The sequence below is a fragment of the Arthrobacter sp. UYEF3 genome (genome assembly GCF_040546245.1).
GTDB lineage: Bacteria > Actinomycetota > Actinomycetes > Actinomycetales > Micrococcaceae > Arthrobacter.
Map to the genome: position 1 here is coordinate 35,507 of NZ_JBEPNK010000005.1, position 24,644 is coordinate 60,150.

The 24,644-nt window shown below is 67.7% G+C and carries 26 protein-coding genes; 9 read left to right on the plus strand and 17 right to left on the minus strand.

The window, feature by feature from the left end:
* Window positions 1-37: 37 nt before the first annotated feature.
* From ABIB14_RS04930 to ABIB14_RS04970, 9 genes are all read right to left on the minus strand, one after another.
* Window positions 38-832: a hypothetical protein gene (locus tag ABIB14_RS04930; protein ID WP_354234493.1), complete on the minus strand. Its 795-nt coding sequence runs from the start codon at window positions 830-832 to the stop codon at window positions 38-40.
* 2 nt (window positions 833-834) lie between these two features.
* Entirely contained in the window at window positions 835-1,377 is a 543-nt protein-coding gene (locus ABIB14_RS04935; protein WP_354234793.1) for a TerD family protein, read from the minus strand.
* Window positions 1,378-1,385: 8 nt separating this feature from the next.
* A complete protein-coding gene (locus ABIB14_RS04940) occupies window positions 1,386-1,907 on the minus strand; it encodes a hypothetical protein (protein ID WP_354234494.1) in 522 nt (173 codons plus the stop codon).
* Between the two features lie 34 nt (window positions 1,908-1,941).
* Window positions 1,942-3,138: a toxic anion resistance protein gene (locus ABIB14_RS04945; protein WP_354234496.1), complete on the minus strand. Its 1,197-nt coding sequence runs from the start codon at window positions 3,136-3,138 to the stop codon at window positions 1,942-1,944.
* Between the two features lie 33 nt (window positions 3,139-3,171).
* Window positions 3,172-3,753: a TerD family protein gene (locus tag ABIB14_RS04950; protein WP_354234497.1), complete on the minus strand. Its 582-nt coding sequence runs from the start codon at window positions 3,751-3,753 to the stop codon at window positions 3,172-3,174.
* A 68-nt stretch (window positions 3,754-3,821) separates the two neighbouring features.
* A complete protein-coding gene (locus ABIB14_RS04955) occupies window positions 3,822-4,403 on the minus strand; it encodes a TerD family protein (RefSeq protein WP_354234499.1) in 582 nt (193 codons plus the stop codon).
* A 62-nt stretch (window positions 4,404-4,465) separates the two neighbouring features.
* Complete coding sequence (locus tag ABIB14_RS04960; RefSeq protein WP_354234501.1) at window positions 4,466-5,056, minus strand: TerD family protein; 591 nt, start codon at window positions 5,054-5,056, stop codon at window positions 4,466-4,468.
* Window positions 5,057-5,115: 59 nt separating this feature from the next.
* On the minus strand, window positions 5,116-6,222 hold the full coding sequence (locus tag ABIB14_RS04965; RefSeq protein WP_354234502.1) for a DUF475 domain-containing protein: 1,107 nt from the start codon (window positions 6,220-6,222) through the stop codon (window positions 5,116-5,118).
* 192 nt (window positions 6,223-6,414) lie between these two features.
* The gene (locus ABIB14_RS04970; RefSeq protein WP_354234503.1) at window positions 6,415-7,719 is read right to left on the minus strand and encodes a cation:proton antiporter; all 1,305 of its coding nucleotides are present in this window, start codon (window positions 7,717-7,719) and stop codon (window positions 6,415-6,417) included.
* 190 nt (window positions 7,720-7,909) lie between these two features.
* Here ABIB14_RS04970 and ABIB14_RS04975 point away from each other — a divergent pair, with 190 nt between their 5' ends.
* Window positions 7,910-8,146: a hypothetical protein gene (locus ABIB14_RS04975; protein WP_354234505.1), complete on the plus strand. Its 237-nt coding sequence runs from the start codon at window positions 7,910-7,912 to the stop codon at window positions 8,144-8,146.
* Window positions 8,147-8,241: 95 nt separating this feature from the next.
* On the opposite strand, the gene hutH is transcribed toward ABIB14_RS04975, so the two are convergent.
* The 3 genes from hutH to ABIB14_RS04990 all read right to left on the minus strand — a co-directional run bounded on the left by hutH (window position 8,242) and on the right by ABIB14_RS04990 (window position 12,701).
* Window positions 8,242-9,834 carry a histidine ammonia-lyase gene (gene hutH / locus ABIB14_RS04980; protein ID WP_354234507.1) on the minus strand — a complete coding sequence of 531 codons (1,593 nt, stop codon included), beginning with the start codon at window positions 9,832-9,834 and terminating at the stop codon, window positions 8,242-8,244.
* Between the two features lie 115 nt (window positions 9,835-9,949).
* Window positions 9,950-11,650 (minus strand): urocanate hydratase, encoded by a 1,701-nt coding sequence (gene hutU, locus ABIB14_RS04985; protein WP_354234509.1) that lies wholly within the window; start codon window positions 11,648-11,650, stop codon window positions 9,950-9,952.
* A gap of 199 nt (window positions 11,651-11,849) precedes the next feature.
* Complete coding sequence (locus ABIB14_RS04990; RefSeq protein ID WP_354234511.1) at window positions 11,850-12,701, minus strand: IclR family transcriptional regulator; 852 nt, start codon at window positions 12,699-12,701, stop codon at window positions 11,850-11,852.
* Between the two features lie 320 nt (window positions 12,702-13,021).
* Between ABIB14_RS04990 and ABIB14_RS04995 the strand changes: the two genes are divergently transcribed.
* Window positions 13,022-13,285: a hypothetical protein gene (locus ABIB14_RS04995; protein WP_354234513.1), complete on the plus strand. Its 264-nt coding sequence runs from the start codon at window positions 13,022-13,024 to the stop codon at window positions 13,283-13,285.
* 40 nt (window positions 13,286-13,325) lie between these two features.
* Window positions 13,326-13,517, plus strand: coding sequence for a helix-turn-helix domain-containing protein (locus ABIB14_RS05000; protein WP_354234515.1), 192 nt, complete (start codon window positions 13,326-13,328; stop codon window positions 13,515-13,517).
* Between the two features lie 221 nt (window positions 13,518-13,738).
* On the opposite strand, the gene ABIB14_RS05005 is transcribed toward ABIB14_RS05000, so the two are convergent.
* Entirely contained in the window at window positions 13,739-14,488 is a 750-nt protein-coding gene (locus tag ABIB14_RS05005; protein WP_354234517.1) for a 3-hydroxybutyrate dehydrogenase, read from the minus strand.
* 204 nt (window positions 14,489-14,692) lie between these two features.
* Here ABIB14_RS05005 and ABIB14_RS05010 point away from each other — a divergent pair, with 204 nt between their 5' ends.
* Window positions 14,693-15,610, plus strand: coding sequence for a LysR family transcriptional regulator (locus ABIB14_RS05010; RefSeq protein ID WP_354234519.1), 918 nt, complete (start codon window positions 14,693-14,695; stop codon window positions 15,608-15,610).
* A 28-nt stretch (window positions 15,611-15,638) separates the two neighbouring features.
* Here ABIB14_RS05010 and ABIB14_RS05015 read toward each other — a convergent pair whose 3' ends face one another.
* Window positions 15,639-16,595, minus strand: coding sequence for a spermidine synthase (locus ABIB14_RS05015; protein ID WP_354234524.1), 957 nt, complete (start codon window positions 16,593-16,595; stop codon window positions 15,639-15,641).
* Between the two features lie 194 nt (window positions 16,596-16,789).
* Here ABIB14_RS05015 and ABIB14_RS05020 point away from each other — a divergent pair, with 194 nt between their 5' ends.
* The 5 genes from ABIB14_RS05020 to ABIB14_RS05040 all read left to right on the plus strand — a co-directional run bounded on the left by ABIB14_RS05020 (window position 16,790) and on the right by ABIB14_RS05040 (window position 21,170).
* On the plus strand, window positions 16,790-17,686 hold the full coding sequence (locus ABIB14_RS05020) for a hypothetical protein (protein WP_354234526.1): 897 nt from the start codon (window positions 16,790-16,792) through the stop codon (window positions 17,684-17,686).
* Window positions 17,683-18,114 (plus strand): phage holin family protein, encoded by a 432-nt coding sequence (locus tag ABIB14_RS05025; protein WP_354234528.1) that lies wholly within the window; start codon window positions 17,683-17,685, stop codon window positions 18,112-18,114. Before ABIB14_RS05020 ends, ABIB14_RS05025 begins: the two co-directional genes overlap by 4 nt.
* 15 nt (window positions 18,115-18,129) lie before the next feature.
* Entirely contained in the window at window positions 18,130-18,726 is a 597-nt protein-coding gene (locus ABIB14_RS05030) for a DUF3618 domain-containing protein (RefSeq protein ID WP_354234530.1), read from the plus strand.
* An 81-nt stretch (window positions 18,727-18,807) separates the two neighbouring features.
* Entirely contained in the window at window positions 18,808-19,944 is a 1,137-nt protein-coding gene (locus tag ABIB14_RS05035; RefSeq protein WP_354234531.1) for a YihY/virulence factor BrkB family protein, read from the plus strand.
* A gap of 221 nt (window positions 19,945-20,165) precedes the next feature.
* On the plus strand, window positions 20,166-21,170 hold the full coding sequence (locus ABIB14_RS05040; protein WP_354234533.1) for a zinc-dependent alcohol dehydrogenase family protein: 1,005 nt from the start codon (window positions 20,166-20,168) through the stop codon (window positions 21,168-21,170).
* Between the two features lie 142 nt (window positions 21,171-21,312).
* On the opposite strand, the gene ABIB14_RS05045 is transcribed toward ABIB14_RS05040, so the two are convergent.
* The 3 genes from ABIB14_RS05045 to ABIB14_RS05055 all read right to left on the minus strand — a co-directional run bounded on the left by ABIB14_RS05045 (window position 21,313) and on the right by ABIB14_RS05055 (window position 24,604).
* On the minus strand, window positions 21,313-22,050 hold the full coding sequence (locus ABIB14_RS05045) for a glycosyltransferase family 2 protein (protein ID WP_502909617.1): 738 nt from the start codon (window positions 22,048-22,050) through the stop codon (window positions 21,313-21,315).
* Between the two features lie 62 nt (window positions 22,051-22,112).
* The gene (locus tag ABIB14_RS05050) at window positions 22,113-23,492 is read right to left on the minus strand and encodes a PIG-L family deacetylase (RefSeq protein WP_354234535.1); all 1,380 of its coding nucleotides are present in this window, start codon (window positions 23,490-23,492) and stop codon (window positions 22,113-22,115) included.
* The gene (locus tag ABIB14_RS05055) at window positions 23,486-24,604 is read right to left on the minus strand and encodes an acyl-CoA dehydrogenase family protein (RefSeq protein ID WP_354234537.1); all 1,119 of its coding nucleotides are present in this window, start codon (window positions 24,602-24,604) and stop codon (window positions 23,486-23,488) included. Before ABIB14_RS05055 ends, ABIB14_RS05050 begins: the two co-directional genes overlap by 7 nt.
* Between the last annotated feature and the right edge of the window lie 40 nt (window positions 24,605-24,644).

The following is a 24,644-nucleotide window of genomic DNA, read 5'->3' on the forward strand; positions in this document are numbered from 1 at the left end:
TGTTGGCCGCATTTATCAGCTGCGCCGGTTTCGCGGTTTAGCGCAGGAGCGCCCGTTGGTCCAGCGGAATGGTCATCGTGAAACCGAACCTGGCCCAGATGGCGGGATCGGGCGCATCGGCCGGGACGAACTCCACTCGCAGCTCCAGCACCGCACCGACCCGTACGACGTACAGAACGCTCCGCAGCCCGGCATCGTTCCGGGCCGCTACCGCTGCGGCGGCGCCGTCGAAGACCCCGATCGTCAATGGGGTCTCGCCGGCGACGAACAGAACCCTGCGCAGTAGCCGGACGTGGCGCAGGGACACTATGCCGGCACCGTTCTGGAGGCCGGCAAGGGGCCGGTTCCCGGGCGTGCCAACCGCGGACCCGGCCTGGAGCCCGTCGGTGTGCTGGGCTCCCGTGGTGAGCTGCTGGTCTTCCCACGCCACGGAGCGGGCCCCGGCCACCAGGAGCGAGCCAATCGCTGATTGCCGCGGGTTCAGACGCACCACAGGGTTTGCCTCCCCCAGCTCACGCAGGCTGCCGAAGTCCGGGGCTGGAAAGAGCCGCTCCGAGACCGCCGGGGCCGGGCGCGGTACCGGCCGGGAAGCCGGGGTGCGCGCGGGGGTACGGGTGGCGGCGGGACCGGCGGCTGCGGGCGCGGTGCCGGCAGCCGGGGTGGGTGCGGGGCCGAGGGTAAGCCCCGAAGAAACCGGCGAGACAGCGCCGACGTCGGGCGTCAGCGCCGCAGTCTCCGGCAGCGGCGCGGCCGGCTCCGGCTGCCGCACCGGTTTCCGGCGTCGGCTTAGGTAACCGATGTCGGTTCGCACGGCGCTCCGATTCAACGCCATGCTCAGAGATTCAACTGGAAGTCGGCGGCCACGGCGCCAAGCCCGGCCTCGTAGCCCTGCCCGAGGGCACGGAACTTCCAGCCTCCGGCGTGCCGATACAGCTCCCCGAGGATCATGGCGTTGATCTTGTCCAGGTTCCCCCGTGGAACGGTGAAGCGCAGGAGCTCCCGGTTCTGCTCGTTGGCGACGCGCAGGTAGGCGTTCTTGACCGCAGCGAACGTGCCGGGTCCGCGCACATCCGGATCCACGTAGAGCAGGACCGCGATCTTGGCGACAGACTCGGGTACCTGGTTAAGGTCGACGTCGATCTGTTCCTGGTCCTCCGTGCCGGCGAAGGCGATGCTGCCGTCGGGACTCACGATCTGGTTGAAGAAGACGAGGTGGTCATCCGAAATGGCGCGGCCGTCCTTCCCGCACATGATCACCATGGGAACCAGCTCGGCCTGAGGGCCCCGGCTCGGGACCATGTCCCAGCCGATCCCCAATAGCACCTTGTCCAGCCCGGGGTTCTCGGCAGTAAGGGCGGCGTTGCTGCCCGCAACCATAGAAGCCACTAGCGTCCTTCCAGATGAAGACCATCGATATCGAATTTGTCCCGGAGGAACTGGCCGTGCACTGCCAGTTCGGTGACCGCCCCGGTGCGGACCTGGTTGTCCAGGTTTTGCACTGTCGAGTAAAGCGTTTCGAACTGCTCCAGCAAGGCCCGCGTCTGGGCGGACTCGTCCTGCCGTGACGCAACGGCCAAGTTCAGATATGCGCGCAGCGGGGACGGCAGGTAGTCGGTGATGACGGCGTTCAGCAGGACGCGCTGCTCCGTGGACGCCCCGGACCGGCCGATGTAGCCGATCAGGGCGCGCAGGACGTCAACCAATTGCAGCAGCTGTGAGACGACGACGGTCGGCAGCTCAGACCCGAGCCGCAGTGCCGTCTGCCTCAACTCTTCGAGCGCGGCGCCGGTGACCGTCAGCTCATCCGCGGCCGGCTCGGCGGCGGTGCGGGATTCGGCGTCAGATACGGCAGCGGAGCGGGGAACCGCTCCGCTGCCGAACAGCGCGCCAAGGAATTTTGCGACCATAGCCCGTAAGCCTAATTCTCAGGGGCGGTGGCTGCTAATTCCCCTCCTGCTGGCGCACCCGGTCCAAGTAGGGGCGGGCCCGTTCCAGGCCGGTTTCGAGGGCCTGCACGGTGCCCTCCATGCTCTTGTTGGCCTGGGACCGGAAGGTGTCGATGGCGTCCATGGTCTGGAAGACGTTATCGAAAGCCTTCTGCAAAGTCTCCACGCTGACGCCGGAGCTGGCCGCCTGCTGATGAATCCGCGCGGTCTGGTCCTTGAGCATCTCGGACGTCTTCAGGATCATGTTGTTCGTCGTCGTGTTGATGGCGTCGATCTGATCCAGCACCATCTTCTGGTTGGCCAGTGCCTGGGCCACAATCACCGCGGTCCGCAGCGCGGAGATCGTCGTGGTGCGGGCCCGCTCGACGCCCTTGATCAGTTCCGTGTTGTTCTTGCGGATCATGTCGATCGCCAGGTAACCCTGCACCGAGACGGCCAACTGGGTCAGGATGTCCTGATGGCGCTGCCGGATCGGGTACAGCACGTCCGAGTCGAGCTTGCCCGCCTCTTCGATCTGGCCGGCCAGCTTCATCTCGTCGATCCTGCTGGCGGTTGCAGTATCGAGCGCCTTAGCGAAGACGGCATATTCGCTCAGTCCCTGCATGGTCTCCCACAGCTGGGTCTTTTCCTGCGCGAGGGAGGCATTGTCCTTAAGCAGCGCGTCCTGGCCTGCCATCAGGGACTTGATGATCTTGTCGAGCTGGGTCTGCGCACTCTCGTACTTCTGGAAATATTTCGAGAGCTTGTTGCCGCCCGGGATGATCCCCAGGATTTTCCGGCCGACGCTCAGGTCGGCGTTGTTCGGCGTCAGGTCTTCCACGGTGGAACGAAGCTCACCGAGCGTTGAGGCGACCTGCACCTGGGCGTTGCTGCCGGACTTCTTCGCTCCGGCGAGCGACGTGGAGGACCGCTCCAGCAGCCGGCTTGAGGTGTTCGCGGAGGCCACAAGCTGCTGACCGCCAAGCCGGTTGATGCCGTCGATCTTGCTGGAGTACTCCGGGCTGAACGGGCTCATCGCCGACACCTCGCTGATGAAGGCGCGAGCCTGGGCGTTGATCTCCTGCTGGCGTTCGGCCGGCACCGGGACCATGCCGGGGGCGTCGTCGACCTTGACGATGTCCACGGTTTCCGGCGCGTTCAGCACCAACGGCGTTGATGCCGGCGAGGCCGGCGGTGTCAGTTGCATGCTCATGGGTCCGTCTCTCTTTCTATGGTCTGGGGGTGCTTAGCCGAGCTGGACGCCGAAGTCCGCGGCGATGCCGGCGAGGCCGGTGGCGTAGCCCTGGCCGACCGCTTTGAACTTCCATTCACCGTTGTGCCGGTAGAGCTCCGAGAAGATCATGCAGGTCTCCGGCGCCGCGTCCTCGCTGAGGTCGTAGCGGACTACCTCGGCGTCGCTTTCCTGGTTGACCACGCGACAGTAGGCGGAGCGCACCTGGCCAAAGTTCTGCCGGCGGGCTTCCGCCTGGTCGATCGAGACCACGAAAACGATCCGTTCAACATCCGCACCAACGGCGGAGAGTTCGACGGCGATCACTTCGTCGTCGCCGTCGCCTTCGCCGGAGCGGTTGTCGCCCCTGTGGACTACCGAGCCGTCGGCGGCCGCCGGCTGGTTGTAGAAGATGAAGTCCGCGGAACTGCGGACTTTGCCGTCGGCGCCGAGCAGGAGCGCCGAGGCGTCCAGATCGAAGGCATCCCCCGTGGTCGTACGGGGGTCCCAGCCTAAGCCGACCAGAACCTTGCTCAGCCCCGGATCGGCTTTGGTGAGCGAGAGGTTACTGCCTTTGGCAAGTGTCAGGCCAGCCATGGTTGTTCTCCTAGTTCAGTCGTGTAAGGGGTGCGGCGCTGTGGCCCGGCGTTGCCGGACCACAGGCTTTAGTCCAGCGAGATGCCGAAGTCCGTGGCAACGCCGCGGAGGCCTGAGGCATAGCCCTGCCCTACGGCCCGGAACTTCCACTCGCCGCCGTTTCGATAAATCTCGGCAAAAATCATGCACGTTTCCGCTGCAGCATCTTCTGTGAGGTCGTAGCGGACCACTTCGTTGTCGGTCTCCTGGTTGACCACGCGGCAGAAGGCGTCGCGCACCTGGCCGAAGTTCTGGCGACGGGCCTCCGCCTGGTCGATCGACACGACGATGACGATCTTTTCGATGTCCCGTGCGACGGCGTCGAGGTCGATCAGGATCTGCTCGTCGTCCCCCTCACCTTCGCCAGTCCGGTTGTCGCCTTGGTGCATGACCGAACCGTCGCGCGAGGACAGCTGGTTGTAGAAAATGAAGTCATCATTCGAACGGACCTTGCCGTCAGCACGAACCAGCAGCGCCGAGGCGTCGAGGTCGAACTGTTCGCCGGCGGTGGTCCGCGGATCCCAGCCAAGGCCGATCATGGCCTTACGCAGACCTGGATCGGCTTTGGTCAGCGACAGGTTGCTTCCCTTGCTCAGAGTCAGGCTAGACAAGAGCTACTCCTTCAGTTTGGTGTGTACGTTCAATAGCGCCTAGGAGCGCTGGTCCAATCGGGCTAGAGGGCAGATGCCGCGGCGCCGCGGACCTCACCCGGCGTGCGTCCGTTGGCCGGCGTGCCGATGGCCTGGAAGTTCCAGACGTTCCCGTTCCGCGACAGCTTGGACATGACCATCGCTGTGTACGGTCCCGATTCCGTGAGGTCGTAGCGGGCGACTTCCGGGCTGCCGGGCACGGAGTCATCGAGGACACGGCAGAAGGCGTTCTGGACCATGTTGAAGGTCTGCTGGCTATAGCTGGTGATGACGAACACGATGTGCTGGACCGCTGGCGACACAGTCTGCAGGTTGACCATGAGGGTTTCGTCGTCGCCGTCGCCTTCGCCCGTCAGGTTGTCGCCCGTGTGTCGGATCGATCCGTCCTTGCTGGTGAGCTGGTTGAAGAAGACCGTGTCGAGGTGCTGACCCTGAGCGTCAAAAAGAATAGCGGACGCGTCGAGGTCGATCTCCACTGTCTTGGTCCCGCCGAAGAATCCCTTTTTCGCGGGGACCGCTGAGTCCCAACCGAGGCCGAGACGGACGTTCGTCATCGAAACGCCATTCTGCTTGGTCAGTGACAGCGACTGGCCTTTTTGCAAACTCAAACCCATGTGAATACTCGCTTTCCTAGTGGTGACTGTTTTCGTTTTTGTCTGTGGCGCCTGGGGCTTTAGCTGTTCGCAGGCTCAAGGGATTGAGCCTGCTCAGCGGCAAGGGCCCTCTTATTGCGTTGAACCGAGCCGATAAATGCCGCTCCGATGAAAACGACGCCGATCAGGCCGGTCACGACCTCGTTGACGGGAACCACGATCGTGACCAGCAGGATCGCGGCCAGGGCGCCGATGGCCCAGTGGGCACCGTGGTCCAGGTATTCGAACTCGTCCAGCGTGCCCTGCCGAACCAGGAATACGGTCAGGGAGCGGACGAACATTGCGCCGATGAAACCCAGCCCGAGGGCAATGATGATCGGGTCGGACGTGATGGCGAAGGCGCCGATGACGCCGTCGAAGGAAAACGACGCGTCTATCACTTCCAGGTACAGGAAGAGCATCAGGGCGGCCTTGCCGGCCACTTGAGCCGCACCGGAGGGACCCGAGTGAACCACAAGGTCCGCGTCCGCGGCATCAATGTCGCCGTCTTCGTCGACGTCGAAAAGATTCCCGAGGCCGTTCACGAGGAAGTACGTGATCAAGCCGAACAGACCCGCGAGCAGGACGATGCCCTGCTTCTCGCCGGACACAGCACCGGCGACGGCCAGAGCGGCCATGCCGATCACCAGGGATGCGCCTTCAAGTTTGCCCAGCCGGGCCAGCGGGACCTCGAGGAACTTGATCCACTTGATGTCACGGTCGGCCAGGATAAAGTCCAGGAACAGCATCAACAAGAACATGCCGCCGAAAGCCGCAATCTGCGGGTGGGCTTCGTGCAGCAGGTACCCGTAGCTGCCCGGAGTGTGCGGGTCGCCCTTTTCCATGGCCAGGCTGACAGCTTCGACGGGATTCAGGTTGGCGGTGACCCCCACGATGAGCAGGGGGAACAGGATGCGCATGCCGAAGACGGCGATGATGATGCCCACGCTGAGGAACATCTTCTGCCAGAACGGGTTCATCCGTTCCAGGATCCGCGCGTTGACCACGGCGTTATCGAAGCTCAGGCTGATTTCCAGGATGCCGAGAATCACACAGAGGATCAGTGCCTGGGGCCCCCCGTAAAGGAAGGCGATCACCAATGCGATGAGGGTGACCACGAACGACCAACCGAAAGTCTTGAAGAACACGCTCGAACAACTCCTGAAACGAAAGGTCCTGGCCGAGCAACGCTGGCAGGATGCAGAAACGTCCCGGAAGTTACCCCCAAGACTTCGTGCCCTCAGCATAACCGGAGGGTGCGACGCCCAGTAGCCCGACGCTCCATCCGCTTTATAACAACAGCGATTCGATCCAAGGGCCGCTGCACGCCTGCCCGGCCCTCAGATGGCCGTGACCGGCGCCTGCCCCTCGTCGCCGTGCCGCTCCACCGCGCGGCGCTGGCGCAGGCGGTCCAGCCGGTTCATCACCGGCGCCGTCGTCGCGCCGTGCAGCACGATGGACATCGCCACGGCGAGTCCCACGAAAGCCCAGAGTTGGTGCGCCTGGGCGCCGAAGTTACCGTGGCCAAGGGCGTAAGCGAGGTAGTAGAGCGAGCCGATCCCGCGGATTCCGAAGAACGCGATGGCACCCCGCTCGCGCGGGCCGGTCTTGCCCCGGGCCAGCCCGAGCCAGCCCGCCAGCGGACGCACCAGCAGCAGGAAGGCCAGCGCCACGAGCACCTCGATCCAGCTGATCCCGGCCAGCAGGCCGCGCGCGATCGCCCCGCCCAGCAGCACCAGGATGACCACCGTCATGAGCCGCTCCAGCTGCTCCACGTACGAGTGCATCACCCGGTGGAAACCGTGGGTGCGCTCCGCCGCCCGGATGGTGACGGCGCAGACGAAGACCGCGACGAACCCGTAGCCTTCGACCATCTGCGTCACGCCGTAAGCCAGGAAGGTCGCCGCCAGCGCCACGAAGCCCTCGGAGTGGTTGGACAGCCGGACGCTCTCATGCCGGGCCGTGAAGAAGAGCCGCCCCAGCAGCTTGCCCATCGCGAGGCCCAGCAGTACGCCGATGCCGATCCGCCAGAGCACGTCGACGGCGAGCCAATGCGCCAACCAGCCGGACGGCGAGGCGCCCACGAAACTGATGGCGATCGCAAGGTAGACAAAAGGGAACGCGAGGCCGTCGTTCAGGCCCGCCTCGGAGGTCAGCCCGAAGCGGATCTCGTCCTCCCGCCCGGTTTCGCTTTCCGCGTCGGCGGGCTCCCCCACCTGCACCTCGGAGGCCAGGACCGGGTCCGTGGGTGCCAGTGCGGCCGCGACGAGGAGCGCGGCCCCCAGCCCGAACCCGAGGAACCACAGTCCCAGCAGGGTCAGTCCGATGATGCACAGCGGCATGGCCAGGCCCAGCATCCGCCACGTCGTCGACCACCGCCGGAGTCCGAGGGGTCGGTCCAGAGCCAACCCGGCGCCCATCAGCGAGATGATGACGCATACTTCGGTCAGGTGGGTGACGAATTCCCCGTGCTGCAGGGGGTCCGGGTCCGGCAGGCCGGGCAGCAGGGCGAACGCCAGCATGCCTGCGCCCAGGAACACCATCGGCATCGAGAGCGGCACGTTGCGGAGCAGCTTGGGCAGCACCGCAGCGATGAACACGGCGATTCCGGCCGCGGTGAAGACAACACTGGGAGCTTCGAACATGCGCATTCCCTCCTGCCGCAGCTGTGATGCCGCCTCGGAAAAGGGGCGGGCGCCCCCGGCAGAATGACGCCCCCTCGCCTCAAAAGTTATACCGCCATTGGCATACTATGGGCCAGTGGCGGGGAAGGCGCGCCGGAAAGACTAGAATAGAGGGCGGCCAAACGGGCCGGATTCTACGAAAGACCAGTTAATGAACACACACACCATGCAGACCGCGACCTCTGACGCTAAGTCGATCAAGCTCTCGTTTGCCAGTGCCGACGAAGTCCACCACGGCCTCGAAACCGCCGTCAACACCCTGATCGCGTCGGCCGTCCAGGAAGGCCGCTGCGGGATCCGGGTTACCCGCCACGAGCCCGGCGCCTATACGGTGGCGCTCGATGAAACCGTGCCGTTCGGCGAGACCCACGAAGACATGGCCGCCTAGTCGTCGCGGCCGGCAGACGCCGAGGGCCGGTGAGGGGTACTCCCCTCACCGGCCCTTCGCATTTCGGCTCCCCGTATGTAGCCCCGCAGCCTTGGTCAGGCCAGCGACCCGACGGCCGATTCTGCGGCGGCCCGGACCTCGCCCGTGGCAACCAGACGGTCGGCGGCCTCCAGTTCGGGGGACAGGAACCGGTCGGTTCCCGGCCCGTCCACCACCGAGCGCAATACCGCGATCACCGCAGCGCCGGCCGGGCCCGGCGTCAGTCCGCCGCCGGAGAGCTGCGTGCGGATGTCCAGGGCCCGCGCCGCGGCCACGAGTTCGATGGCCAGGACCCGGCGCAGGTTCTCCACCGCACGGCGCAGTTTGCGGGCCGCATGCCAGCCCATCGAGACGTGGTCCTCCTGCATGGCCGAGCTCGGGATTGAGTCCACCGACGCCGGGACGGCCAGCCGCTTGTTGTCCGAGACCAGCCCGGCCTGGGTGTACTGCGCGATCATCAGACCGGAATCGACGCCGGGGTCGGCGGCGAGGAACGCGGGCAGCCCGTGTGAGCGGGCCGGGTCCAGCATCCGGTCGGTGCGGCGCTCGGCGATGGAGCTCAGGTCCGCGACGGCGATCGCGAGGAAGTCCAGTACGTAGGCCACCGGGGCGCCGTGGAAGTTGCCGTTGGAGCTGACCCGGCCGTCCGGCAGGACCACCGGGTTGTCGATCGCGGCGGCCAGTTCGCGGGAGGCGACCATTGCGGCGTGGTCCACGGTGTCGCGGACGGCGCCGGCCACCTGGGGCGCGCAACGCAGCGAGTAGGCGTCCTGGACCTTGGTGTCATTGATCCGGTGCGAGGCCACGATCGCCGAGTCGGACAGCACCCGGAGCATGTTGTCCGCGGAAGCGGCCTGGCCCGGGTGCGGCCGAAGCGCGGCATGCAGCTCGGGCAGGAACACCTGGTCCGTGCCGAGCAGCGCCTCGACGCTGAGCGCGGCGGTGATGTCCGCCGTCGTGAGCAGCTGGCGGATGTCTGCGATGGCCATCAGCAGCATGCCCAGCATGCCTTCGGTGCCGTTGACCAGGGCCAGGCCTTCCTTTTCGGCCAGGGTGACCGGCTCGATCCCGTGCGCGGCGAGGAGTTCCGCGACGCTGCGTTCCCCGCGGCCGCCGTACCGGACGCCGTCGGGCCCCTCCGCTTCGCCTTCGCCCATCAGCACCAGGGCGCAGTGCGACAGCGGCGCGAGGTCGCCGGAGCAGCCGAGCGAGCCGAACTCGCGGACCACCGGGGTGACGCCGGCGTTAAGCACGTCCACCATGGTCTGCAGCACGACAGGGCGGACGCCGGTACGGCCCGAGGCGAGGGTCTTGGCGCGCAGGAACATGATGCCGCGGACCACCTCGCGTTCCACGGCCGGGCCCATACCGGCGGCGTGGCTGCGGATCAGGGACTTCTGCAACTGGGTGCGGAGCTCGGCGGGGATGTGCCGGTTGGCCAGGGCGCCGAAGCCGGTGGAGATGCCGTAGGCCGGGACCTCGCTGTGGGCCAGGTCGTCGATGTGGGCGCGGACCTTGGCGACGGCGTCGAGCGCTTCGGAGGCGATGGTCACGTGCGCGTCGTGGCGGGCGACGGCGAGGACGTCCTCGGGGGTGACGCCGCCGGAGCCGAGGGTGACGGTGAGCGCTTCGTGGGTGGTGATGGTCATGGTGTTCCTACCTAGAAATTGGTGGCCACGGGGCGTCGAGTGCTCCGTAAGTGCCCTTTTGGAGGCTCAAAACGGCAGCCACGGAGCAGTCGATGCGGGGTGGGGACTTGCGAGGTTAGGTGCTCGTGGGCAACATCGGAATGCGGACGCCGCGCTCCTGGGCGACCTCGACGGCGCGGTCGTAGCCGGCGTCGACGTGGCGGATGATGCCCATGCCGGGGTCATTGGTCAGCAGGCGTTCGAGTTTCTGCGCGGCGAGGTCGGTGCCGTCGGCGACCGAGACCTGGCCGGCGTGGATGGAGCGGCCGATGCCGACGCCGCCGCCGTGGTGGATGGAGACCCAGGTGGCGCCGGAGGCGGTGTTGAGCAGGGCGTTGAGCAGCGGCCAGTCAGCGACCGCGTCGGAGCCGTCGGCCATGGCCTCGGTTTCGCGGTACGGGGAGGCGACGGAGCCGGAGTCGAGGTGGTCGCGGCCGATCACGATGGGCGCCTTGACCCTCCCGTCCCGGACCAGCTCGTTGAAGAGCAAGCCGGCCTTGGCGCGGTCGCCGTAGCCGAGCCAGCAGATGCGGGCCGGCAGGCCTTCGAACTCGACGCGTTCGGCGGCGGCGTCGATCCAGCGGTGTAGGTGCTTGTTCTCGGGGAAGAGGTTTTTGATGGCCGCATCCGTGACCGCGATATCTTCGGGGTCACCGGAGAGCGCGACCCAGCGGAACGGGCCCAGGCCCTCGCAGAACAGCGGCCGGATGTAGGCCGGGACGAACCCGGGGAATTCGAACGCCCGGGTATAGCCGCCCTTGCGGGCCTCGTCGCGGATGGAGTTGCCGTAGTCGAAGACCTCGGCGCCGGCGTCCTGGAATTCGACCATGGCCGCCACGTGCCTGGCCATCGAGGCCTGGGCCTTTTTGGTGAAGCCTTCGGGATCGGCGGCGGCCTCGCGGTGCCATTCCTCAACCGTGATGCCTTCCGGCAGGTAGCTCAGCGGGTCGTGCGCGGAGGTCTGGTCCGTGACGATGTCGACGGTGAGCTCGCCGGCGTTGTGGCGGCGCAGGATCTCGGGGAACACCTCGGCGGCGTTGCCCACATACCCGACCGACCAGCCGCGGCGCTCCGCCTTGGCTTTAAGAACCTTTGCGATCGCGGCGTCGAGGTCCGTTTCGACCTCGTCGAGGTAGCGCTTGCCGGCCCGGCGGCGGAGGTGGCTTTCGTTGACGTCGATGATCAGGCAGGCGCCGTCGTTCAGGGTGACGGCGAGCGGCTGGGCGCCGCCCATCCCGCCGCAGCCGCCGGTCAGCGTCAAGGTGCCGGCGAGCGTGCCGTCCTCGTCGCCGGTGAGTTTGCGGGCGATCGCGGCGAAGGTCTCGAAGGTGCCCTGCAGGATGCCCTGGGTGCCGATGTAGATCCAGGACCCGGCGGTCATCTGGCCGTACATCATCAGGCCTTCGGCCTCCAGCCGGCGGAATTCGGGCCAGGTGGCCCAGTCGCCGACGAGGTTGGAGTTAGCCAGCAGCACCCGAGGCGCCCATTCATTGGTGCGGAAGACGCCGACCGGCTTGCCGGACTGGACCAGCAGGGTCTCGTCCTTTTCCAGGGTTTCGAGGGTGCGGGTGATCGCGTCGAACGCAGCCCAGGACCGGACGGCGCGGCCGGTGCCGCCGTAGACCACCAGGTCATCCGGGCGTTCGGCGACCTCGGGGTCTAGGTTGTTCATCAGCATGCGCAGCGGCGCTTCGGTCTGCCAGCTCTTCGCGGTGAGCGCGGTGCCGCGGGCTGCTTTGACCGGGCGGGCACCGGTGGTGAAATCGGCGGGTGCCATGAGTTGCTCCTTTGCGTTCTTGGGTCCGGGAATGGGGTTCGCTATCAACTAAAGCCTGTCCGGAGCCTCTGAAACAGGGCCTCCGCGCGGGTGGGGTCCGGTATTCCAGACACCCTCGCGTTCTCTCCAACTGGCTGGCAGCAGGGGCCGTTTTGGGGGCTCAAAACGGCCCCTGCTGCGAGCTAGTCTGGCGGCGTGATCAGGGGGCCGGGCGCCCGTGGATCCGGACCGAGAGATCGTCGGCGGCCTTCCTGACCCGCTCAGCCAGGACCGGCCACCGCTCCGCGGGCAGTTTGTCCTCCAGGAACGTTACGGCGACGGCGGCCGTCGGCCAGCCCGCATGGTCCGTCACGGCAGCCGCGATCGAGCCGAAGCCGGGCGTCACTTCACCGTGTTCGGTGGCGTAGCCGCGCTGCCTTACCTGGTCCAGGTGCGAGGACAGCGCGGAGTACTTCATGATGGCGCCTTCCATCTCATGCCGGGCGGAAAACGCGGCGGCATTCGGGTACAGCGCCCGGACTTGTGACTTGGGCAGCGCCGCGAGGATGGCGCGGCCGCTGGCGGTGAGGTGGCTGGGCAGCCGGACCCCGACGTCGGTCACCAGCGACGGGCGGTTCTTGGCCCGCTCCTCCACGATGTAGAGCACGTCCCGTCCGTGCAGAACGGCCAAATGCGCGCTCTCGCCGATCACGTCCACCAGCGAGGCCAGCAGCGGCCGGCCTAGCCGGGACAGAGGTTCCTGCCGGGAATACGCCGAACTCAGTTCGAAGGCGCTGATGCCCAGGCCATAGCGTTGCTCCTCGTGCAGGTGCATCACAAAGCCGTTCGCCTCCATCACCCCCAGGAGGTGGTAGACGCTGGAACGCGGCAGCCCCAGCGAGGTGGCAATGTTCGACGCCGCCATCGGTCCGCGCTTGGAGGCCAGCAGTTTGAGGATCCGGAGGGTGTTCTCGGCTGCCGGCACTTTGGAAGCCGGCTTGGCAGGAACCGGCTCCGGTGCGGAGCTAAGGGCTCCCGCGTGTCCCGTGGGCGGAATAGCGGCGGCTGTCATGCGTTCCTCTTCTAACCCGGGGTGGTATTCGGTGTCCGGTATCCCGTACTTAATCATGGCCCCGACAGGGGCCGGCGGGGAGCGCCACGCCGGAGATGTATCTGGTATTGCAGACACAGAGCAGAGCGCCCCTTGTGGCAGGCGCCTACAGTCAACCGAGTAGTCCCCCGGTGAAGATGAGGTATTTGATACTCGTGTGACTGGTGGGGTTTTTTCCTAAAGTGTCGGGACGGGGGAACGGGGATCTTAATGGCTGGGGAACCCATCCAGGAAGTCCCGGTCCCGCGAATGAGGTTCGATCGCAGGCAAGGAGCAGTCCAATGGGCATTCCCGCAGCACAGCCAGCAGGTCAGCAGTCGCGTGACCGCGTTGCCCGGGCGCTTGGCCAGGCCGTTCAACGGCTGTGGGAGCAACGCGTCCCGTTCCGGATTGGACAGGTGGTCGTGGGCGATGACCCGTTCAATGGCCGGCGGGAGGGGAGAGTCCAGGTCATCCGGTCCCCGCATGTCGGGCTGCGCATCCCCGGGACGCCGGCGGGCAGCCTGGTCTTCTTTGATCACCGCCACGTGCGGTACCCCGACTGATCCGCCGGCCGTCCCGGCCTGATAAAGGAGCTCGATTTCCATGATCGCGGCAGACCCACCGACCTACCTGACCATCGCCGAAGTCGCGGCGATCATGCGGGTGTCCAACATGACCGTCTACCGGCTGGTCAAATCCCAGGCCTTGGCCGCCGTCCGCTTCGGCAAGTCCTACCGCATCCCCGAATCGGCGGTGGAGGGCTACATCCGGCGCTCCGCCACAACCATCCCCTAGGGCGCATCCACTCCTGTTCATCCCTACGCCGGAAGTTTCCCGGCCATTCAGACCGGCGGATCCGGCGAGGTTGACCACGAATTCGCCCGGCACAGAGATGTTCCGCAGGGCGTCTTTCCGGGCCGCCGAGGTGAACTGGATGATCGACGCCGGGCCGCATCCGGACCCGCCCGGGCAGTGACGCCCCGGCGGGTCAGGGGATGCCGGTCAGGTCCAGGCACTTACCGCGCGGACCAGCCGCCGTCCATGGTGTAGCTGGCGCCCGTGACCATGCCGGCGTCGTTCGATGCCAACCACGCCACCAGCGAAGCTACCTCCTCGGGTTCGACGAGACGCTTCACTGCCGACTCGGTGAGCATGATCTTGGCCAACACCTCGGCCTCTGGAATGCCGTGCACCTTGGCCTGGTCCGCGATCTGCGACTCCACCAGCGGTGTTCGGACATACCCGGGGTTGACGCAGTTGGACGTCACCCCATGCGCACCGCCCTCCAGCGCCGTCACCTTGCTCAGCCCTTCCAAGCCGTGCTTGGCCGAGACGTAGGCACTCTTGAACGGCGAGGCCCGAAGCCCGTGGACCGAGGAAAGGTTGATGATCCGGCCGAATCCGCCGGAATACATGTGCGGCAGCGCGGCCCGGATGAGCAGGAACGGCGCCTCGAGCATGAGGGTGATGATGCGGCGGAAATCGGCCGGATCGAAATCCTCGATCGGGCTGATCCGCTGGATCCCGGCATTGTTGACCAGGATGTCGCAATCCAGGCTGAGCGTCTGCAGGGCTTCGACGTCGAGCAGGTTCACCGCCCAGGTGGTCCCCCCAACCTCGTCAGCGAGGGCGGCGGCGGCGGCTTCGTCGACGTCGGCAACCACCACCTTTGCGCCCCTGGCGGCGAGCGCCCGGACGCAGGCCGCGCCGATCCCGCCGGCGCCGCCGGTGACCAGTGCCTTGCGGCCGTTGAGCGTATTTTCCATTCCCAAGCCTTCCAGTTCAGAGATTCGCGGCCCTGGGATTCAAGCGGCTCAGCGGTAGGCTGACGCAGCCAGAGCCAACAGGACCCGCGCCCGCCCGATCCGCGTGTGATACGCGGCACTAACAATGGGCTTTATTGAGTATCTCCGCACACTCCCCGCGGTTCAATAACCAAACCGGCACGAGCTATGTGCAGAATTGCAGATATGAATGCAAATCCGGACGACCTGCTGGTGCTGCTGGCGGTCTCCCGCTCGGCCAGGTTTACGACGGCGGCCCAAGTCCTGGGCCTGAACCACACCACGGTTTCGCGCCGGATCGCGGCCCTGGAGAAGGCCCTCGGCGGCCGCTTGCTGTCCCGGGCCTCCGGCGGCTGGGAACTGACCGAACTAGGCGCCGCGGCGGTCGCCGTCGCCGAGCAGGTGGAAGGTGCCGTGCGCTCACTTGAACAGCCGGGAAAGGCGCCTGATCCGGTCACCGGCGTCGTGCGCATGACGGCCACGGACGGTTTCAGCGCCTACATCGCGGCCCCCGCGGTGGCCAGACTACGCCGCCGCCATCCAGGGCTCAGCGTGGAGATCATCACGGTGACCCGCCGGGCGCTCCAGCAGCGCTCCGGGCTGGACATCGAGGTGGTGGTCGGTGAGCCGCAGGTGCACCGGGCCGAGGCCGCCCGGCTCGGCGAATACATGCTGGGCATGTACGCCTCACGGAACTACCTGGCCGAGTACGGGACGCCGGCATCGGTGGACGAACTTAAGGAGCATCCGCTGGTCTACTTTGTGGACTCGATGCTCCAGGTGGACGACCTCGACGCCCCGCGCCGGTTGGTCCCGACCATGCGGGACGGGCTGAGCTCCACCAACGTCTTTGTCCACGTGGAGGCGACGCGGGCCGGGGCCGGAATCGGCTTCCTGCCCTGCTTTGCCGCGGACCTGCACCCGGATCTGGTCAGGCTGCTGCCGGACCTGTTCGCGGAACTGCTCCCCTACTGGATTGTCCTGCGGCCCGATTCGCTGCGCAGGCCCGCCGTGGCCGCCGTCGCCCGCGCCCTGCGCCAACAGACGGCCGCACACCGCGAGGCGCTCCTTGGACGGGGAAGGAACGGATCGGCTGCTCCGTAAGCGCCGTTTTGGGGCCGCAGAAGGGCCGTTACGGAGCAGCGGACGACCTCTGGCGCCCGGCCTCCGGGGCCTCCGCCGCGGCCGACGCCTTGTCCGACGCCGGGTCGTGGCGGGCGGCGGCGCCGGCGGCGAAGGCCCGCACCCTGGCGTCGTCCCAGATATGGGCCGGCACCGCGCCGCCCAGCAGGCGCCGCGCGAGGCCGGGGTCGTCGTCGAACGGCAGGTCGCTGCCGGCGATGATCATGTTGCCGTAGCGCCGGCCCTTGAGCATGGCCGGGTCCGCAATGATCACCGTGTGCTCGAAGGCCGCCGCTATGGTGGCAGCGTCCTCCCGGGCGTTGCCCAGGGCGGGGGCGTCGCCGGAATTCACCAGGTAGATCCCGCCGGGGGCCAGGACACGTTTGGCCTGCTGCGTGAACTCCATGGTGGTCAGCGGCCGCGGGGTAACGGCTCCCGCGAACACGTCACGGATGATGAGGTCCCTTGTCTGCGGGGTGAGGCTCTCCGTCACTTCCCGGGCCTCGCCCACGCGGAGGCGCAGCAGCGGCGCCTTGGGCAGGTCGAACCAGCCCCGGACGTAGCCGGCGAGTTTGCCATCCAGCTCCACCACCACCTGGCGGGCATCCGGGTAGGCGGCATGGAAGTAGCGCGCCAGTGAGCATGCTCCCCCACCGAGGTGCAGGGCGCGCAGCTTCGGCTGTTCTGCCGGCGGCCAGCGTGACTCCACCAGCGCGGCGATCCAGCGCATGTACTCGAAGTCGAGGAAAAGCGGGTCCGCAAGGTCGATGTGGGAACTCATGACGCCGTTGATCCGCAGCAGCCAGCCGCTTGAATTGTCCTGGTCCGGGATCAGCTCGCAGTCACCCGTGTCGATGTAGTAAACGCCAGCCACGGGACCGTCCGGGCGGCTGCCCTTCGGTACTTCCACCACTCCCGGCGTCGAGGTTCCGGCGTTTCGACCGGCAGCCCTGCCCCGCTTCGCCATCAGCCGCCCACCGCTTCGCCCATGGTTCAACCCTAGCTGGATACCGGCCCGGAGATTTTCAGGATCTGCTTGTAATCAATTACACAGCGTGCTTACTATTCATTAGTAATCATGCTTACTATTCGAGTTCGGCGTCGCGGCTTGCGGCCCGACGCCAGGTCTACCCGAGAGATCTACAAGGAAAGAGAGCGACGATGACAGAGAACCAATGGCCCCAGGACAGCTCCTACGGCACCCCCGGGGTGACTGAAGGCGAGTTTGAACTGCGGCCGAGCTCGACGTTCCCGACCGCTTCCATCGAGACGTCCGCCGGGGCGGCTTCGAAGACCGACGCCGCGAAGGACGAGGCCGGCGAAGTGACCCGGCAGGCCGCGGACTCGGCCCAGAACGTCGCCCAGACGGCAAAGGCCGAAGCGGCGAATGTCGCCGGTGAGGTTAAGAGCAATGCCAAGGACCTCCTCGACCAGGCGCGGACGGACCTCACCGCGCAGGCCGCCACCCAGCAGCAGAAGGCCGCCCAGGGCCTGCACTCCATCTCCAGCGAACTCCACACGATGGCAGATGCCTCCGACCAGCCCGGCGTTGCCACCGATCTGATCCGCCAGGCCGCCGAGCGCTCCAAGTCGGTTGCCACGTGGCTGGAGAACCGGGACCCAGGTTCGCTGCTCAGCGAGGTGAAGTCCTTCGCCCGTCAGCGTCCGGGCACGTTCCTGCTGGCCGCCGCAGGCGCGGGTATCCTGGCCGGGCGCCTCAGCCGTAGCCTCAGCGCCGGCGCCCCGGACACGGCATCCACCGGCACGGCATCAAGTGGCACCGCATCAAGTGGCACGGCATCCACCGGCACGGCCGCACAGTACAGCGCCCCGGTCACCCGGGTGCCTGATACCGGCGTCGCCGTTCCCCCGCCGCCTGTCACCTACCCGCAGACGACGACGGCCGGCTTCGCTGAAACCTACCCGCCGAACCCGCTTGAGGGCTCCGGAACCCGGGCCGACGAGTGGGCGGCTGACCCGTTGGCGGCTGACCCGTACCGCATCGATCCGGCCGTCGCTCCCGACCGTGAGGATCCGTTCGACGGAGGCCGTCGATGAGCAGCGAGATGCCTATGGGCGCGCCCATGCCTCCCACGGAGGCCCACATGAAGGCGGAAACCACCTCACTGGGTGACCTGCTCGGCGACGTTACGCGGGACATGTCCACCCTGATGCGTCAGGAAGTGGAACTCGCCAAGGCCGAACTGAAGCAGACCACCAGCCGGGCAGGCAAAGGCGGCGGCATGCTTGCCGGCGCCGGCGTCGCGGGCCACTTCGTCCTGATGTTCCTCTCCCTCGCCCTTTGGTGGGGGCTGGGAACGCTAATAGGCCTGGGATGGTCAGGCGTCGTCGTCGCGATCATCTGGGGCATCATCGGCGCCGTCCTGGCGTCGATGGGCCGCAAGGAACTCAAGGCGATCAAGGGCCTGCCCCAGACCGCCGAGACGCTTCAGGAAATCCCCCCTACCCTCAAGCCCAGCCACTAAAGCGAGGAAAACACAATGAGTGAAAACCCGGATGCCATCCGTGCCGACATTGAAGCAACCCGCGCCCGGCTCGGAACCAACGTCGACGCCGTGGCCGACAAGGTCACGCCGTCGCACATCGTCCAGCGCCAGACTGACAAAGTCAGAGACGCGGTCTTCGGAGTAAAGGAGAAAGTCATGGGAGCAGCCGACCACACCGCCGGGAACATGCATTCCGCCAGCGGCAGCGCCGGCTCGCACCTGAACGACGCCGGCTCCGCAGTCGCCGACGCACCGCACCTTGCCAAGACCAAGACCCAGGGCAATCCGCTCGCCGCAGGGCTCATCGCTTTCGGCGCCGGCCTGCTGGTGTCCTCGCTGATCCCGGCGAGCCAGAAGGAACGCGAGGCGGCGGATGCTCTGAAGACGGCCGCCGAGCCGCTCACCACGGAGTTGACCCAAGCCGCGCAACACGTGGCCGAAGGACTCAAGGAACCCGCCCAGGCAGCCATGGAAAACGTCAAGGCCACGGCCACCGATGCCGCCCAGAACGTCAAAGGCGAAGGCCAGATGGCGGTCGCCGACGTGAAGGACCGCGCGGCCGACGCCAAAGACAACGTCCAGCAGGCCTAGCCCGACCCGGGAGACGGCCGGTTGCCCTCGCTGATGCGCTGGGCAGCCGGCCGCTGTGCTTAACCACGAAAGAAGATTCCGATGGCCAAGAACCTCACCAAGGCGGAAACTGGCTCCATGGACGACGCCGAGACCACCGAGAGCAGCACCGCCAAAGCCCGGACAGCGCCCGCCCCGGACGATCCGCGCAAGCCGGATGCCCCCACCGATGTCACCAAACCCTCCTGGAAGTACATCGCCAAGAAGACCCTGCGCGAGTTCACAAAGGACCAGTGCCCCGATCTGGCAGCTTCCTTGACGTACTATTCGGTGCTTTCGATTTTCCCGGCCATGCTGGCGCTGGTCTCCCTGCTCGGCATCTTCGGGGACGCCCAAAAGACCACCACCGCCCTGCTCGACATCGTCCAGGGCTTCGCCCCGGGCGACACCGTGAAAACGATCCGGCCGGTCCTCGAAGAGCTGACCACCTCCTCGGCAGCGGGCTTCACGTTTATCCTCGGCCTCCTGACCGCCCTTTGGTCCGCCTCCGGCTACGTCGGGGCCTTCGGCCGGGCGATGAACCGGGTGTACGAAGTTGACGAGGGCCGGCCATTCATCAAACTGCGCGGCACTATGCTCGGCGTTACCATCATCAATCTACTGATCGTTGTCGTGCTGGCCGCGATGCTCGTCCTCAGCGGACCCGTTGCGCAGTCCGTCGGCAACATTATTGGCCTGGGCGACGCGTTCCTGGTCATCTGGAACATCGCCAAATGGCCGGTGATGCTGGTGCTCGTCATCGTGGCGATTGCCGTACTCTACTACGCCACGCCCAACGTCAAACAGCCGAAATTCCGTTGGCTGAGCATGGGCTCGGCCATTGCCCTGCTGGTGTTCCTGCTGGCCTCGCTAGCCTTCGGGTTCTATGTGGCCAACTCCAGCAGTTACAACAAGACCTACGGTGCGATCGGCGGCGTCATCATCGCGTTGCTGTGGCTGTGGATCCTGAACATGTCACTGCTGTTCGGCGCCGAGTTCGACGCCGAAACCGAGCGGGGACGCCAACTCCAGGCCGGTATCAAGGCCGAGGAAACCATCCAGCTGCCCCCGCGTGACACGAAGCAGAGCGACAAGCTGCAGGCCAAGGAGGAAGAAGACATCCGCCGCGGACGGGAGCTGCGGGAGGAGCACCGCGGCCAGGACAACCGCCGCGGCGGCTCGGGGGACCAAAGCCCCTAGCCGCACTACGCCGGCACGGGCTGTACTGGGGGGACGTACCGATGGGGGGTGCGATCGTCCGCCTACCCGGGAGGATCCATGCCGGCACCCGCAGCAGGCCCTGAGTCTCCCGGCGGTTCCGGGTGCACCGGAGGTTCCAGCGCCGACGTCGGCGGTCCATGCGCCTGGCGGCTTCCCGGAGCTTCAAATTGGGGACGAGGATTCCAGGAAAGGAAAGCCCCGTGCGGGCCTGGTGGGTTGCGCGGCAGGGGCCAATAGCGGGCGGCCCGCTGGTATCCGGCGAACGCCCGGATCCGTTCCCGGGCCCCCGCGAAGTCCTCGTGCGAGTGAAGGTCTGCGGGGTGTGCCGCACGGACCTGCACCTCGCCGAAGGGGAACTCGCGCCGCGCCGCCCCGGCGTCGTTCCCGGCCACGAGGTCATCGGCGAAGTCATCGACAGTGGCCCGGGCGCGGTCAGGTTCAGGCGCGGCGAGCGGGTCGGTGTGGCCTGGCTCGGGGGCACCTGCGGATCCTGCCGGTTCTGCCTGCGCGGGCAGGAAAACCTGTGCCTGTCCCCAACCTTCACCGGCTGGGACCGCGATGGCGGCTACGCCGAGCTGATTACCGTCGCCGAGGCCTTCGCCTACCGGATACCGGAGACCTTCCACGATCAGGAAGCGGCCCCGCTGTTGTGCGCCGGCATCATCGGCTACCGCGCCCTGCTTCGCGCCGAGCTGCCGATCGGCGGGCGGCTGGGCATCTACGGCTTCGGTGCCTCCGCGCACCTCGCCGCCCAGTTGGCGCTATACCAGGGGGCCCGCGTCTACGTCATGACGCGGTCGCCGGAAGCCCGGCGCCTCGCCCTGGAGCTCGGCGCCACCTATGCCGGCGGGGCCGCTGACGAGCCGCCGGCTCCGCTCGACGCAGCCATTCTGTTCGCGCCCGCGGGCGGCCTGGTGCCGCCGGCCCTGCGTGCGCTCGACCGCGGCGGGACCCTCGCCGTCGCGGGCATCCATCTCAGCGACATCCCGCCGTTGAACTATGCCGCCGAGCTTTTCCAGGAGCGCCAGCTGCGCAGCGTCACAGCCAACACCCGGGCCGACGGCGAGGAGTTCTTCCGGCTCGCAGCTGAGATTCCGCTCCGGCCGACCACCGTAGCCTACCCCTTCGACGCCGCGGACCGGGCACTGCGGGATCTCGCCGCGGACCGCATCACCGGGGCCGCCGTCATCCGCGTGGCCCCCTGAGGTCCCGGCGCCCAACTGACCGGCAGCAGGGGCCGTTTTGAGCGCTCAAAACGGCCCCTGCTGCGAGCTACTTGGGACGACGCAGAACGCGTTGCGGGCCCTCAGCTCCGGGTGGTCCCGGTTTGGACCGCGCTAAGGGGCTTCAGTTTCCTGCGGCCGCGGGCGGCCGCTGCCGCCCCAGGGCCCGCAGGTATGCCCCGAAGCCCTGGGGCGCCCGTGCATGGGTCCGGCCGGAGGTCAGCACCCTCATGCTGTCCGTGGCGAGGACGGTGAAGGCGAGGCCTCGCAGGCTCTGGACCAGGGTGCGGTCCTCATGTGATTCCAGTTTGGAGAAGCCTCCCGCGGCGAGGTAGGCCGAGGCGCGGACGCCGAAGTTGGCACCGTAGACATGCGGGTGGTTTTCCTCGAAGGGGTGGCGGTCCAGCCAGCGGCGCAGCAACTCCGGATCCATCCCGACCGGGTCCGGTTCCACCGAACCCAGCACGGCGTCGGCTCCGGCTTCGGCGAACTCCAGTTGCCTGACCAGCCAGTGCGCGGGGACCTGCGAATCGGCGTCGGTGTTGGCCAGCCAGGTCCGTCCCGGCCACGGCGCAGGCGTGGCGCGCTGGCCGGGGGCGCGCCGGGGCTGCGACAGCACCCCGGCGCGGATGCCTGCCGCCCGGCTCGCTCCGGCGCTGCGGAGCCGGACTTCGAGCGCGCTGATGCGCGGGTCGGCGTCGGCGTAGCCGGCGGTGATCGCGGCGGAGCGGTCGGTGCAGCTGTCCAGGACCACCACCACCCGGACGGCGACGCCGGGGCGCTGCAGCTGCAGCCCGTCGGCCGCGCGCTGCACCGCCCGCAAGGCCCGCTCGAGGTGCTGCTCCTCGTTGTGGGCCGGCATGACGACGGCGACGGCGTCGATGCCGGGGCGACGGCGCGGCCGGGCTGCAGCTTCGGCACTGGTCACGGGAGCACCTCCGGGGCGCGGAGGATTTCCAGCACGAAGTCGCGCTCCCGGTAGAGGCCGACGTCGGGCCAGCGAAGCTGCCGGCGGGCGGCGGCATGTATCGTGTCGCCGTCCAGTGCCCAGCCGTCGATCGGGTGGCGCCAGTGGCAGAGGACCAGGGTGCCGCCGGGCAGCAGCGTGGCTTCGACCCGTTCGAACAGGGCCGCCAGTTCCTCCGGCGAGAGGTAGTAGCCCACCTCCGACACCACGATCAGGTCAAACGAACCCTCCGGCCAGTCCCGCGGGACCGTCAGGTGGCGGGTCTGGGCGGCTGGCAAATGTTCCAGCCGCCGGGCGGCGTGCACCAGCGCTGCGCTGCTCGCGTCAACGGCCAGGAAGTTCCCGCAACGTTTAGCGAGCTCGACGCTGAGGGTGCCGATCGAGCAGCCGATTTCCAGGCCGGCGGTGTAGCTCCGGCCGGGCAGCGCCGCGAGCGTCAGTGCGCGCTTGCGGTGTTCGTACCAGCTGGTGGTGTACTGCCAGGGGTCCTCGTTCCGGGCGTGGACCGTGTCGAAGAGCCCCTCCGCGTCCGCCGCTCCGTAGCCGGCCCCGGAGCCGGCACCACCGGCGGGCTGCTGCCAGGCGAAGGTCTCCCAAGGGCGGGAAAAATGTTCCAGGAAGGCGGCTGGAAGCAGCACTTCGTCCCCCGGCTGGCCGGACAGTGCCTGCACCTGCGAGGTGTGGGCAGCCATGGCCTGCGCCTTGGCCTGCTCCTCGGCCGGGCTCAGCGGGACCCGAAGCCACGACTGCCAGGCCGGGTCCTCCGGGCCGGCCCAGAGCCAGTACCAGACCGGGTACTCCAGCAGCCCGAATCCGGACGCCCCCGCCGCCTCGGCGGCTGCGGAGCCCAGGGCGTCATGGTCGGTGTGGCCGTCGTTCCGGTAGGGCGCAACCAGGACGACACGGTCCGCGGGCCCGCCGATGGCGGCCGCAGCCGCGCTGATCGCCGCCAGGACCGACTCCCGGTGGTCGGCGAGGTTCCCGTCCGGCAGTCCGAGGTACCGCCAGGGGGAGCCGGGGACCAGCCGCTCAAGCGCTTCGGCGAACTCCCGCAGCCGCAGTGCGGCCAGTTGTTCCGGGGTAGCTGTGGGCGAGTAGGGGTGCGAGGCCTCCCCGGCGGTGCACAGCAGCACCCGCACCTCGGCGCCGACGCCGTGCAGCCGGGAGATCAGGCCGCCGGCGCCCAGCGATTCGTCGTCCGGGTGGGCGGCGAGGACGATGAACGCCGTGCAGGCCAGCTCTCCGGCGTCGAGGGGCAACTCCGGGAGTGCGGCGACTCCGCTGCGTGCCCAGTCGCTTTCGCTGGTTCCGGCATCGTGGTGCGTGAAGCTCACCATGGGTGGCCCCCTTTGAACGTCAGGGCGCCGAGTTGGGCATCGTCGCGCATGCCGTGATGCTGCCTGATGTAGAGCGAGAGGTCGGCCATACGCTTGGCGTAGCGCGGGTCGAAGGCCAGCGGACCGGGCCCGAGGTTCTGGCTGACCAGCGTCTGGATGCGTTCGACGGCGGCGGCCGCGCCGCCGCGGACGCGCAGCGCCTCGCTCCACGCGCCGGGTCCGGAGAGCTCCCCGGCGTCGATCCGGGCCGCGGTCCGGGCGAAGTACTGGATGAGGGCGGCCAGCGTGCGGTCGATTTCGCCGAGGTGCGCCAAGGCCAACTGGTCCGGTTCGCGGCCGCCGTCGGCTGCCTTCTGCAGTGCGCCCTGGTAGCTGCGGGCCACAGCGACGGCGCCGCCGAGCCAGCAGGCTGCGACCCCGATGCCGCCCCAGGCGAAGCCGGGACGCTGGTAGTACCAGCCGGCACCGCCGAGCGGGATGGCCGGGACGGCCTCGAAGTGCACGGTGCCGCTGGGAACTTCGCGCAACCCCAGGCTGGTCCATTTGGGGTCCGCGAAGCTGACCCCGGCCGCGTGCAGATTCACGGCGAAAGCGGCGCGGCCTCCGCCCGCCAGACGTGCGGTCAGGACAGCATGGTCGAGTTGCGCGGCGATGGAGCACCACGGCTTGGAGCCGTTCAGGACTGTGCGGCCGGCCGCATCGCCGGCTTCGAGGGTCAGCCCGGGCGCTTCGGCGGCGAAGACTCCCCACGCGCCCTCGAAGGGGACGCTGTCGGGGACCCTGTCGGAGACCCTGTCGGAGGCGAAATCCGCGGCCGCCGCACCGCCTGCCTGCGCGAGGATCGCGGCGGCATCGAGGTGTGGTTCCAGGATCCGACCGGCGGCAACGTCGACGGCGGTGACCGAGGCAAGGATTTCCCAGAGGAGAGCGGTCCGGCCGGCGCCCGGTCTCGGCGCGGTGTCGCCCACGTCCTTGGCGAGGGCCAGCAGTGCCGGGACATCTCCGACGCCGGCCTGGACGCACTTCAACAGCGTCCCGAGCCCGGCGAGCTCCGCCGGGGAGGAGCTGATCCGGACGGCCCGGGGAGAGCGGGGCTCGCAGGTCGCGTTCATCGGGTGGTCTGAGTCCTTTACTAAGTGGGCTGATGCTGTC